Origin of the sequence: Pseudomonas sp. V88_4 (assembly GCF_029967985.1) — a bacterium.
In the GTDB taxonomy this organism is placed as follows: domain Bacteria; phylum Pseudomonadota; class Gammaproteobacteria; order Pseudomonadales; family Pseudomonadaceae; genus Aquipseudomonas; species Aquipseudomonas glycinae.
Genome location: NZ_JASCAF010000043.1, coordinates 390,837 through 404,010 on the forward strand (window position 1 = coordinate 390,837; position 13,174 = coordinate 404,010).

Annotated in this window: 7 protein-coding genes and 1 rRNA gene; 1 reads left to right on the forward strand and 7 read right to left on the reverse strand. The window is 60.2% G+C overall.

Annotated elements, in window-relative coordinates:
- Window positions 1-60 precede the first annotated feature (60 nt).
- Window positions 61-1,008 carry a LysR family transcriptional regulator gene (locus tag QLG12_RS21135; protein ID WP_197871459.1) on the forward strand — a complete coding sequence of 316 codons (948 nt, stop codon included), beginning with the start codon at window positions 61-63 and terminating at the stop codon, window positions 1,006-1,008.
- Here the strand turns inward: QLG12_RS21135 and QLG12_RS21140 are convergent.
- From QLG12_RS21140 to rrf, 7 genes are all read right to left on the reverse strand, one after another.
- Entirely contained in the window at window positions 1,005-1,505 is a 501-nt protein-coding gene (locus tag QLG12_RS21140) for an OmpA family protein (protein ID WP_197871461.1), read from the reverse strand. The two genes, QLG12_RS21135 and QLG12_RS21140, sit on opposite strands and share 4 nt — an antisense overlap.
- Window positions 1,505-2,773 carry a diguanylate cyclase gene (locus tag QLG12_RS21145; protein WP_108559474.1) on the reverse strand — a complete coding sequence of 423 codons (1,269 nt, stop codon included), beginning with the start codon at window positions 2,771-2,773 and terminating at the stop codon, window positions 1,505-1,507. Before QLG12_RS21145 ends, QLG12_RS21140 begins: the two co-directional genes overlap by 1 nt.
- Entirely contained in the window at window positions 2,770-3,345 is a 576-nt protein-coding gene (locus tag QLG12_RS21150; RefSeq protein ID WP_197871463.1) for a YfiR family protein, read from the reverse strand. Before QLG12_RS21150 ends, QLG12_RS21145 begins: the two co-directional genes overlap by 4 nt.
- Window positions 3,346-3,464: 119 nt before the next feature.
- Window positions 3,465-5,573 carry an exodeoxyribonuclease V subunit alpha gene (gene recD / locus QLG12_RS21155; RefSeq protein ID WP_282475178.1) on the reverse strand — a complete coding sequence of 703 codons (2,109 nt, stop codon included), beginning with the start codon at window positions 5,571-5,573 and terminating at the stop codon, window positions 3,465-3,467.
- The gene (gene recB / locus QLG12_RS21160) at window positions 5,570-9,259 is read right to left on the reverse strand and encodes an exodeoxyribonuclease V subunit beta (protein ID WP_282475179.1); all 3,690 of its coding nucleotides are present in this window, start codon (window positions 9,257-9,259) and stop codon (window positions 5,570-5,572) included. Before recB ends, recD begins: the two co-directional genes overlap by 4 nt.
- Window positions 9,256-12,708 (reverse strand): exodeoxyribonuclease V subunit gamma, encoded by a 3,453-nt coding sequence (gene recC / locus QLG12_RS21165; protein WP_282475180.1) that lies wholly within the window; start codon window positions 12,706-12,708, stop codon window positions 9,256-9,258. The genes recB and recC overlap by 4 nt, the downstream gene beginning before the upstream one ends.
- Before the next feature lie 154 nt (window positions 12,709-12,862).
- A 5S ribosomal RNA gene (gene rrf, locus QLG12_RS21170) occupies window positions 12,863-12,978 on the reverse strand.
- Between the last annotated feature and the right edge of the window lie 196 nt (window positions 12,979-13,174).

Genomic DNA, 13,174 nt, shown 5'->3' on the forward strand with positions numbered 1-13,174 from the left:
TGTTTTTGGAGTATAGATGTGCAAACTTCTAATAAGAACGCACATATAAGCCCGTCCATCATGCAAAAAAACATCACCTCTCTAGGCTCGTTGAACTGGGACGACCTCAAGTTTTTCCTCGAAGTCGCTCGTACCCGCAAGGCCAGCACCGCGGCCAAACGCCTGGCGGTGGATTACACCACCGTGTCGCGGCGGATCAGTTCGCTGGAATCGGCGCTCGGCACCTTGCTGTTCGAAAAGTCGCGCACCAGCGGTTTCGTGCTGACTGCCGAAGGCCAGCGCCTGCTGAGTTATGCCGAGTCGATCGAAAGCACGCTGCACATGGCTTGCGAGCAGGTATCGGGTTCCGGCGTCGCGCTGTCCGGGCATGTCCGGATGGGCTGCACCGAAGGTTTCGGCAGCTTCTTCATCACCCCGCAACTGAGCCACTTTGTCGACGCCTACCCGGCGATTTCGGTAGATATCCTGCCGCTGCCGCACTTCATCAGCCTGTCCAAACGCGAGGCCGACATCGTCATCGCCCTCGAACGCCCGGAACACGGCCCGTACGTGTGCTGCAAACTCTGCGACTACCGCTTGCAGCTCTACGCGACCCAGGAATACCTGGACAAGCACCCGCCGATCCGCCGCCCCGCCGACCTGGGCAAGCATCAATTCATCAGTTACGTGGATGACTTGGCGTTCAGCTCGGAGTTGCTGTATCTGGCGAACGTGTTGCCCGGCGCCAGCGCCAATTTGCGCAGCACCAGCGTGATCGCGCAATTCGTCGCGGCGCAGCAGGGACGCTCGCTGGCAATTCTGCCGTGCTTCCTCGCGGCCCAGGATCCGCGCCTGTTGCCGGTGTTGCCGGAGGAAATCGATATCACCCGGCAGTTCTGGATGTACTGCCGCGAAGACCTGCGCAAGCTCAAGCGGATCACCCTGTTGTGGGATTACATCCGTGAAGTGACCGAGCGCAATCAGGGTCTGTTGATGGGCGAGACCCGCGACATGCAGTTCGCCGATTAATCGGCGCTGACCACAATCGACACCCGGCGGTTTTCGGTACGGCCGGCGGCGGTGTCGTTGGAGGCGACCGGTTCGCGGCTGCCGAGGCCCTGCAGCTGAATGTTCTCTTGTTTCATGCCGACCGAGGTCAGCACGTTGCCGACGCTTTTCGCGCGGCGCAGTGACAGCTGCTCGTTGTAGGCCTCCTTGCCCGAAGCGTCGGTGTGGCCATCGACGCGCACGCGCTCGATGCCGACACCCAACAACGCCTTGCCGATACGCTCGACGATTTCGGTACTTTGCTGGTTCAGGCTTTCGACATCGCTGCCAAACAATACCTTGCCCGACAGGCCGAACTCCCAGCCGTCATCGGTGAGCTCGAAGCCTTGCTGCTTGAGGACCGCGACCTGGGCCGGCGTCAGGCCTTTTTGCGGGGCGGTCTGGCAACCGGTCAGGGCCAGCATGGCCGTCAGCAACAGGGTGGAAAACAGTCGAAAGGAAAGTGAGAACACGGGCATCAGCTCCTGGTTTGAACGGAATCGACCGGGTACTCCGTCCCGGCCGTGAATTGGGCGCCGCGCGACAAACGCTTGGCTTGATACATAGCGGCATCGGCCGCATCGAGCAAGGTGCCGGGCGTGACGCCATGATCGGGGTAAACCGCGATGCCGATACTGAGCGACGTCACGACACTGCTGTCGCCCGGCAGCGCAATCGGGGTGTCCATGCTGGCGAGGATCTTCTCGGCAATCCGCTCGGCGTCTTCAGTCTTGTGCAAGGGTGTGAGCAGAACGGCAAACTCATCACCGCCCAGACGCGCCACCAGATCTTCTTCACGCAACTGCGCCCGCACCCGATTCGCCACCGCTACCAGCACGGCATCGCCAGCGGCATGGCCGAAGCTGTCGTTGATGTCCTTGAATCGGTCGCTGTCGAGAAACAGCACCGCCACTTGCTCATTCAACTTGTGGGCATTGCGCAGAGCACGAATCAGACGGCCTTCGAAAAAGGCCCGGTTCGGCAGTCCGGTGAGACTGTCATGGCTGGCCTGATGAGCGAGGGTTTCGTTCTCGCTTTGCAAATGGGTTTGCCAGGATTCGAGTTCATCGAGCAGGGCATTGAAGTCGGTGCCGAGGTTGTCCAGCTCGGCAATTTTCGCCCGTGGTACCCGTCGATCCAGTGCCCGCTCGCTGCGTGCCGCATGCGCCACCGCCGCCAGGCTGTGCAACGGACCTATGATCCTGCGCAACTGACGCTGCGCCAGGTACAGCGCGACCCAGGCACTGATCGCCGTGCAGAGAATGATCCCCGCCAGACCGCTCAACAGAAAGCGCATCAGGCTGCCACCGTGGCCGATCAGCAAGATGCGCCCGATCTCGCGATCCTGATGCTGGATCGGCAGATTGATGGGTTTTTCCAGAATGACCCGCGCGACCTGCATCTCCAGTTCGGAAAACAGGCCGTTCTCCGGACGCTGCCAGCGCGCGAGCAACTGGCCCTGAGCGTTCAACACCTGGGCATCGGCCACTTCTTCGGTTGAGGCGATCAACGCCAGCGATTCGGTCGCGGCAGCCTTGTCATTGAACACCACGGCGGCTTCCACGGTGTAACTGATCGAGCGGGCAATCAAGTGCAGGTTGTGATCGGCATAGACCCGCAGCGCCAGCACCCCGAGCAGCGTCAGCGACACACTGGCCATTGCCACGGCGACCAGCGCCACAATCAGGTTGCCACGGCCGATGACCGAGCCCAGGGTCGGGCGCCCTGTGGATTTGTCGCGTCTCATGGCACCGCCGGCTTGCGCCGCGACAACTGCAGCACGCTGGGGTGAATGCGCACACCGCTGCGGGCGACGGAGTCCAGATTGACCTCGAACGACACTTGTTCATCGCCGACCCGCAGGCAGAACAGACTGCCCACCGTGCATTGATCACCGCCTTCGCTGATGCTCAGCACCGGATGGCCGATCAGGGACGCGAACAGCCGGCTGCGTTCGTCTGTGGTGAGTTTGCCGATATAGACCGCGTCGCACTCGCTGACGATGGCTGGATTGTCGGCCAACAGTCGGCGCACGATGACCGGACGGCCCGTGGCCTGCGTCGTGCCCTTGACCAGGTCATCGGTGTATTCGGTCGGGCCGACGATGCACAAGCGTAACTGCGCCGGCTCTACCGGCCAGCGCGCGTAACTGAGGATACCGAGAACAACCTGGGTGACGGATTTGGCCCGCTGTTCGGCCATCCCCGCAGGGGCTGGAGTCTGGGCAGCGGCCACACCCGTGAGCAAACAGAGTACAACGGCAAGCAATGCCTGCTTGCAGCCAGCTACGCGCTCTATCGCCCAGACAGCCACCTTCATGCAGGGATTCTCTTGGATCGTTACGAAATGATGCCGCAACGATAGCACAGCGTTGGAAAGCCAGCGATACAGCGACCTCTGACCGGTTGGTCAGTTAACGGTGTCAATCGAACACGCCTTCATCCTCGAGGCAGCGCCCCCTCCTCCAGCTCCAGCATCAGTCCGCTCAAGCGCTTGACCTTGCGCTGCACCGCCTCCTCAAACACGCCCCCCCGAGGCTCGATCAAGGTGAACCAGTCTTTGGCCCGAGTAATTCCTGTGTAGATCAGCTCCTTGGTCAACACGGGATTCAGGGCGTCCGGCAGGATCAACGCGGTATGGGCAAACTCCGAGCCCTGCGACTTGTGCACAGTCATCGCGTACACGGTTTCGACATCGTTGAGTCGACTCGGCAGCACGAAGCGCACCCCGCCGCGGCCGTCGTTACGTGGGAACGCCACCCGCAACACCGACCTGTCGGCATCCGGGCCATCGCGCTCGGGCAATCTCAGGGCGATACCGATGTCACCGTTCATCAGCCCGAGGCCATAGTCGTTTCGGGTCATCAGCACCGGCCGACCTTCGTACCACTGCTGGTCGCTCTCGATCAGCCGCGCCTTGAGCAATGCATCGGTGATGCGTTGATTAAGTCCCTCAACACCCCACGGCCCTTTGCGTACTGCGCACAACAACTGGAAGGTATCGAAGGCCCGCAGGACGTCACGCGCCCAATCGACCCAACCCGGGTTCTCAAGCGGCGTTCCGCTCGCCGGACGTCGATCGCGCAAGACAGTCAGATAATGTCGATAACCGTGTGGGCCTTCGCCGTGTCCATCCAGCACCAGGTGCTCAAGTTTCCGGTCGTGCTCGTTCTGAAGCGGCAACGAAAACACATCGCCATGAGTGTTGCCGTCCAGCAACTGGCGAGCTTCATCAGGGAGCTGCCGATTCACTCGTCGCGCCAGTTGACCGATGCCGCTGCCCTCGCCGAAACGCCGCGAGTGACGCAACATCACCACCTGCTGGGCCAGCGGGTGCGACCCATCAGTGCCTTCGCGCAAGCCACTATCCCGCAGGGATTCGCCGCTCACCGCTTCCAGCCACTGGCGAGTCTGCGGGCTGTACCAACCCTCCTCGGCATCACGGCACAAATCCCCCAGCACCGCGCCCGCCTCCACGGAGGCCAGTTGATCCTTGTCGCCCAGCAACACCAGTCGAGCATGAGGCGGCAACGCATCGAGCAGATTGGCCATCATTTCCAGGTCGATCATGGAGGCTTCATCGACCACCAATACATCCAATCGCAAGCGGTTACCGGCATGGTGGCGAAAGTGTCGGGTACCGGGACGGCTGCCGAGCAGGCGATGCACCGTGGTCACCTCGGTCGGGATTTTTTCCCGGACGCTGTCAGCGACCCTCAGCGATTGCACCTGCTGACTGATGGACTCGGTCAGCCGCGCCGCCGCTTTACCGGTAGGCGCCGCGAGCCGAATGCGCAATGGCTGATGCGCCTCGACCGCAGGTGCCTGAAGCAATGCCAGCAAACGAACCACCGTTGTCGTTTTGCCAGTGCCCGGGCCGCCCGTGATGATGCTGAAGGCACTTCGGGTGGCCAGGGCGCAGGCCAGTTTCTGCCAGTCGATGACATCCGCACGCATCGCCGGATCGAACAGCTCGTCCAGCCGCCGAGCAAGATCGGACGGTGTTGCTTCCTGCTCTGCGAGTCGCTGATGCAATGCGCTGTCGATACGCCGCTCGTAGGCCCAATAGCGCCGCAAGTACAAGCGTTTACCGGATAACACCAGCGGACGCTCCCGAGCCGACGCACCTTCGTCGGCGGCCAGTGCCACCAGCGAACTGCCGGCCAGCACCTTGCACCAATGTGCTCCGTCGAGGGTTTCAAGCAGTTGCGATGGCAGCAGCAACACGCCGGGTTGTGCATCCCCCTCCGGCGGCAGGGACAAAGCGAAATCCGGCGCCTTGAGGGTTTCGAACAGATCCAGGCACACATGACCATGGCCAAGCTGGTGACTGGTCAATGCGGCGGCTAGCAACACCAGCGGATCGACATCGGGTGCCAACTCATGAAGAAAGGCCACGAATGCCTTGTCCAGTGCCCGCAACCAGCCACGCTCGACCCATTGGGTCAGCAACAGCAACAGATCATCGGCACGGGTCAGAGGTATCAGCTGAGCAAGGCTGTCGGCGGTCAGCGGCGTTGGCAGCAGGTCGGCGAATGTCCGGTTCATAGCAGTTCTCCCTGTTCCCACGCGGGCTCGGCCTTGGGTTGCGGTTTGCCCTGGAACATGAGATCCAGACGTTCGATCAGCTCCCTTGGTGGCCTCGCGAAGTAAACGCCGCCTCCAGGGGACCGTGTCCCGCGCAGGAACAGATACAACGCGCCACCGATATGCCGGTCGTAGTCGTAATCGGCGAGCCGCGCCTTGAGCTGACGATGCAGTGCCAACAGGTACAGCACGTATTGCAGGTCGTAACGGTTCTCAAGGATCGATTGCTCCATGGCCCGTTCGGTGTACGCCGCGTCATCGACACCCAGCCAGTTGGATTTGTAATCGGCCACGTAATAACGACCCTCGTGTTCGAACGTCAGGTCGATAAAGCCTTTGAACATGCCGTTGAGTTGCACCGCTTCTGCGCCAACCCGAGCAACGCCGTTGTGGGTGAACTGACGCACCTGTTCGTCAAGCTTGAGGACGTCGACTTTGTGGCTTGCGAACCAGAACTCCATCTCGACCCGATACTGCTTCAATTGCTCGAGAACGACCGGCGGTTGATCATGCCCTGCAGGCAGCGGCAGTTTGAGCAAGTGTTGCAACCAGTCGCCGAGGGTGGTGATCCAGCCTTCCCAGCCCCGACGGTTGCAGCGTCGGGCAATCGCATCATTCAACGAAGCGCGGGTGACCGCGAAACCCTCCTCACCTGCCCACTCCAGCAAACCGTGAAGAAACGTTCCAGGGTTTGGTCCGCGAGGAAAGCGGTGAATGTCTGCCCCGCCAGTGATGATCTCGCGCTGAGCCTCGGGATCGAGGCGTTCGTCATCGAACAGTTTTTGCGCTTGCGGACTATCGGGAGCTTCGTCATTGCCGACGCTCAGCACGTCACTGATGCGCAAGGCACTGTACGAAGCGATCCACCAGTTCTCGCTGGCCCTGCGGCTCGGCAATAGTGTGGCGCGTAGCTTGGCCTCGTTACGCGGAGGCTGGTACACCTCGCTGGTAGCCTCCGGCATTTCAACAACGCTCAGCGCCGAGCAATCCTGTTGCAGATCGTCCAGCCAGCGAGCCAATCCGCTGGATTCATTCAACGTTGCGCCGCCGCCCAACAGATAGCCCAGCGCAGAAAGATGCAGCACCGACCTGCTGTGGTTGCCGCGCTTGAGGTCCGTGACTCCGAGCCAGCACGCGTGTTGTGCGCGGGTCAGCGCGACGTAGAGCAAACGCAGATCCTCCGCCAGGCGCTCGTTGTCCGCCAGGGCGATCAATTCGGCGTCGGGTTTCAGACTGATGCGGGCCTTGCCGGACTCATCGTGGTAATGCAGCGGCAATCGACTGCCATCCACGGGTTTGGCCGAGCAGATGAAAGGCAGGAACACCAACGGGTATTCAAGTCCCTTGGACTTGTGAATGGTCACGACCTTGACCAGTTGTTCGTCGCTTTCAAGACGCAGGATTTGCTCTTCGCCTGCCTGCCCGGACAGCGCCAGATGCTCGGCCAGATGACGGATCAGCGCCTGCTCGCCGTCGAGCTCCGACGCGGCCTGCTGCAACAACTCCGACAGGTGCAACAGGTTGGTCAGCACCCGCTCGCCATCGCTGCGGGCAATGAGCATCTGCGGCAGTTGAAAGTCGTGCAGCAGGCGCCGCAACATCGGCAGCACCCCTTGCTTGCGCCAGAGCTCACGATAACCGCGGAACTGCATGACCCGGGTTTCCCAGACCAGTTCGTCCTGATTCAGACGCTCCAGCTCAGCCAGTGGCAGATTCAGTGTGATGCACGCCAGCGCCGCTTTCAGGGAGCGTTCGACATCCGGCTCGGCGCACGCCTTGAGCCACGACAGCAGATCCTGGGCTTCCTGAGCGGCAAAGACCGAGTCCTTGTCCGACAGATAAACGCTGCGGACTCCGCGCACTGCGAGCTCACCGCGTACCGCCTGCGCCTCTTTACCATCGCGCACCAGGATCGCAATGTCCGCTGGCCGCAGCCCACGCCAATCCTTGCCCTCCTGCGCAAACCCGGCGCGACCGGTCTGTCCGCCATTGAGCAGGGAGGTGATCTGACTGGCACAGGCCGCCGCCAACTGCTGGCGGTAAACCGCCCCGGACAGTGGATTGTCGGTGGATAAATGCCAGATGTTCAGCGCCGGCACATCCAGCCCGGAGACCTGCAAATGTTCTTTGCGCCCCTGAGCGTCCACTGGCTGGAACGGCACCGGGTTATCGCCGTTTTTCTCTCGGAACAGAAACGCTCCGCGTCCTTGCTCACGGGACTCTGCACGCTCGAACACATGGTTGACCGCACAGACCATCCCGTGACTGGAACGGAAGTTGGTGCCAAGGGTATGCAGGCGCCCGGTTGTGGCCTGCCGGGCTCGCAGATAGGTGTAGATGTCCGCGCCACGGAAGGCATAGATCGCCTGCTTTGGATCCCCGATCAGAAACAACCCGGTCTCGGGGTTATTCTCTTCAATGCGATAGATGCTTTCGAAGATCCGGTACTGCACCGGATCCGTGTCCTGGAACTCATCAATCAGGGCGACCGGGAATTGCTCGCGGATGAGCGTGGCGAGACGTTCCCCACCGTCGGATTGCAGGGCCGCATCAAGACGCAACAGCATGTCGTCGAAACCCATTTCGGCTCGACGGCGCTTCTCGTCTTCAAAGCGGGCACCGACCCATTGAGCAGCATGCTGCAGCACGGCCGCATCGGGCGTCGGCAAATTGTCGAGGCTCGACTTGAGCACAGGCATGGCATCCAGGCCCGGGTGACTCGGCGGCTCACCTTTCCAGGTTTCAGCCATGCCGTCCGGTGTGAGCCGGGCGAACCCGGTGCCGATATCCAAATGTTCGAGCGTCTCGTCCTCGGCCCAGGCCTTGAGCTTTTCGAACCAGGGTTCGAAATAGCGGGCCTGCATCTTGCGCCCGTCCACCGTTTTGTTGGCGACGCCCTGATGGCAGATGGCGAGCAACTCATCGGCCCACTGCCGCCATGGTTCCTTCAACTCCATCAACGCTGCACGGCGCTCCTGCAGACACTCTTCGATCAGCTCAGACGGGGTCTTGTCAGAGTCCCCTTCGCGCTCGGTGCCAAACAGCCCACGCACACGCGGCAACAAAGCCGCCGGACCTCCCCAGTGACTGCGAACCCAGCTCAATGCATCGCCCTGCATCGGATAGCAGAACAGCCGCCAATAATCGCGCAGCACTTCGCCGAGCAAGTCGCTGTGATCGGTTTCAAGGGTCTGGGTAAACAGACTGCCGCTGTCGAACGCATGCTCGCGCAGCATTCGCTGACACCAACTGTGGATCGTCGAGACCGCAGCTTCATCCATCCATTGCGCGGCGATGTCCAGGCGGTTGGCACAACCGGGCCATTGTTGCGGATCGAACTGTGCACGCAGTTCATTGATCAACGCATCAGGGGGAGGCGTCTCGTCGCGGAAGAAACGGGCGGCTTCGGCCAAACGCGTACGGATGCGTTCGCGCAGCTCTTTGGTGGCCGCGTCGGTGAAGGTCACCACGAGAATTTGCGGGGGCAACAGCTCACGACCGAAACCACTCGCCTCGCCTCCGTGGCCAAGGATCAACCGCAAATACAACGCCGAAATGGTAAACGTCTTGCCAGTGCCTGCACTGGCTTCAATCAGTTGGCTGCCCTTTAACGGGAATGCCAGGGCGAGTGGCGGCTGGTTACTCATGCGCCTGCCTCCTCGTGGGTCCATGAGCGCCACGGTGCTTCAAGCAAAGGGCGATACAGTGCATCACACCAACCGGAGAAGGTTTCATCCGCCTGCAGTGCATCGAAGTCGGCGAATTGTCGGGACAGAGCCGGGCTTTCGCGCCGCTCGCCTTCGCTGGTCTGACCATCGCCTTCATAGGCTTTGCGGGCGGCCGCTTCAGCCTTGACCGGTTCGGTCTGAGCCAGCCATGCAAAAGCCGTTTTTACCGCGACCGGAAGTGGCTGGCGCATACCCGTCTGCCAGGCGATCAGCAGATCCTCGAGAATTCCGCCCGCCCGGGCCTGTTCCAGAGGTTCAAGCAGGAGCGTGTCATCACTGGCCACCAGTGCTGTCGTCAGGGAAAGACCACTGGCGCACGCGACAAGATGGCTGACCCAGGGCTTGGTCAGGCGATGCCATTTGCGGCTCTTGATCGAGCCTATGCTGTTGGGGATTGTTGTGACCGACAGTACGCCGCCATCGGCGCGCCGGTGCAAACCTCCCAACCATCCTTCAAGGCGCAGTTCCTGCCATTCGAAATTGATCGGTAGGGCATTGGTCAAGGGTGTCGGCCATAATGCCAGCAGCTGTTGATATCGCTGCAACAAGTCTGGCAAAGGCTCGATCAGCTCTCGTTGAAGGCATTCACCGAACCCGGCCATGGGCAAAAGTCCGCTGTTCTGCAGGCGTCGGGCTTGAGACTCGAGTGCCTGATCAACATTATCCGGGTGTCTCAAGGCTGCTCCGAGCAAGCTGTCGCTGAGCACGTATCGCTGCAACGCATCCAGTACAAAGGGTTCCTCGTCAGCCTGAGGTACCTGCGCCGCTTCGAAGTAAACCTTGAGTCGCTGAGTGAAAAAGTGTCGGACCGGATTGCGCAGGAAGTCTTGCAGCAGCTCCAGACTCAACGGTTCCTCCTGGACATGAGGGGCAAGCATTGTTGCGGCGTCGTTCTGTTCGTGATGTTGATGCAGCACCTGCCATTCGCTGGCGTAGCTGAACAGCTTGTCTTCCTCATGGAAGTAGCGCGAACTGAATGGCTGCAACGGATGCTCCTGAGTCATCGCAATCAGGAGATCTTCGTTGTCGTCGACCGATCGCCATCCATTGGCGAGATGATCGCGCAACTGGCCGATCAACACAGAGGCGGGCCGCTCACTGTTGTCGCGAATGCTGCGGCCGACCCAGCTGATGTAGAGCTGATGACGGGCGGACAAAAGCGCTTCAAGCAGAAGATAGCGATCATCCTCCCGACGGGAGCGATCTCCCGGCCGGTAGTCGCTGCCCATGAGGTCGAAGTCCAGTGGCGGTTGAGCACGTGGATAATCGCCATCGTTCATGCCCAGCAGGCAAACCAGCCTGAACGGGATCGCGCGCATCGGCATCAGCGTGCAAAAGTTCACGGCTCCCGCCAGGAAACGCTGCGACAGGCGCCCCTGATCCAGTCCCGCCAACCAGGCCTCACGGACTACGGTCAGTGGCAACTCGTCCAACAGACCGACGGCTTCGCAGGTTTCCAGCCAGGTTTCCCGTAGCTCTTCGAGTTGAGCGAGCAAGTAGTCGTCATGCTCATTTTCGGGTTTGAAAAACAGCAGCATCAGGGCCTGAAGCCGATCCCCCCACTCCCATGGTTGCGCGGGCTTCATCAGTTGCTGATGCGAAAGTTCCAGTGCATCCAGCAACGCTACCAACGGGCCGATCAGCGCGGCATCGAGACCACCGATTTCGTCGTACGGCTCGATATCCCCACAGGCCCCGGAACTGCCGACGGCATAACCGAGCAGCATCCGGCGCAAGCCAAAGCGCCAACTGTTTTGCTCCAGTTCGTCGGGCAATCCCAGCTCGGCCCGTTGCCCGGCATCGATTCCCCAACGCACGCCAGCACCTTCAATCCAGCGATGCAGGGTCGGCAAGTCTCGTTCCTGCACACCAAATCTGGCGCGTAACGCCGGAACATCGAGCAAGTCGAGGATTTCACTGACGGGGAAACGACTATCCGGCAGCTTGAGCAGATGCTCGACAGCGATCAGTAATGGATCCCGTCCGCGCTGCCCCTGATCGGCCATGGTGAAAGGAATGAAGCGTGGGTCCTGACGATCCAGTTGCCCAAATACGGCGCGGATATGCGGCGCATAACTATCGATGTCAGGCACCATCACGATCACATCGCGAGGACGTAATTGAGGGTTGGCACTGAAACGGGCCAGGAGCTGGTCGTGGAGAATCTCCACTTCGCGCTGGGCGCTATGGGCAATGTGAAAGCGGATCGAATCGTCTTGAGTCAGATCGACTGCCGGCCAGAGCGCTCGAGTCTCGCTGAGCGGCCGCAGTTCCAGAATGTCGTCCTGTAACTGATTGAGCATGTTCTTCGGCTGGTTTTCGCTGAACAGATCGATACGTCCATTGCGAAATGCTGCGCGATAGCTATCGGGCTCGTCATAGCTGTCGAGAAGGTTGATGTAGTCGCGACCTTGCTTGCCCCACGCAGCGAGAAGGGGGTGAGCATGTTGGTGGAGCGATTCTGAATCCAGCACCACGGGCATGCCGCTTTTTCGGGACTGCCGCTTGTACTGGTGACGCAAGAGATCCTTGTCGGCAACGATATCGGCCCAGTGATAACGACAGGGGTTATGGACGCACAGCAGAACCTGGCTGAAACGGGAAAGCCCGGCCAACGCTTCAAGTACTTGTGCGGGCAACGAGGAAATTCCAAAAACGATTACTCGCTGGGGAAGTCCGTTCGGTGCGCTTTCAAGACTGTTGATGCGTTCCATGAATCGCTGGTGCACGCCTGCCCGGCTTTGGGCCATGCCTTGCTCGCCCACATCGTCCAGCAGAGCGCGCCACAATTCTGCCTGCCAGCAACTGGTCGGTGAGAGCGGCTTCGCTTCACCTCTTACATTGCGGAGTTGATGATGTCCCTCTGCCCAGTCCTCAAGCCAATCAGCGCGGTAAACCTGGTATTGGTCGAAGAGGTCTGCCAGACGCTCGGATAACTGGTAGCGTTTGCGTAGATCGGTGTCATGGGTGAGGAAGCGTTGTAGCGGTTCGAAATGCGGACGGTTGATTACCTGTGGCAACAGGCGCATCAGGCGCCATGTCAACGGTGCCTTGTCGAGCAACGACTTTGCCGGAATTTCCTCTCGACCCAGCACCATCCGGTAAAGCTGCCACATGAAACTGCCCGGCAGTTGCACATCAATAGCAGCGGCGATGCCACAACCGCCTAAATCGTCTGCTTGAGGATCTTCAGCCAGGGCCAGCTTGAGCCATTGAGCGATACCGTTACTCTGCACGAGCGCAATTTCATTCTCCAAGGGTGCCAGCGGATAGCGCCGCATGATGCTGATCACAAGGCTGCGCAGTTCATCCAGGCTGTTGCTCTGAACGACCATGAATGCAGCGTTGAGGGACTGGGTGTCCGGCATGAAGGCTTCCTTGGAAAAGTACAAAAGCTAGGGCTGAACCTTAGCATTGTCGGCCGGCGAGGACAGCCGCAAGGCGGCTGAGAATGCTGTAAGAACTTTCCTGCGGGCAAAACAAAACCCCAACTGCTTTCGCAATTGGGGTTTCGGAATTTAATCTTGACGATGACCTACTCTCACATGGGGAAACCCCACACTACCATCGGCGATGCATCGTTTCACTTCTGAGTTCGGGATGGGATCAGGTGGTTCCAACGCTCTATGGTCGTCAAGAAATTCGGGTACTGACTCGCGACCGGATGGCCTCGCTTCAGCAAATTGGGTATGTGACAGCTGTCGGTGTCTTGTGAGCATCGAACTTTCGGTTCATTGCGTCTTCACACACCGCAATCTGATGCTCTTTCGAGTATTCAAATTGCTTGGGTGTTATATGGTCAAGCCTCACGGGCAATTAGTATTGGTTAGCTCA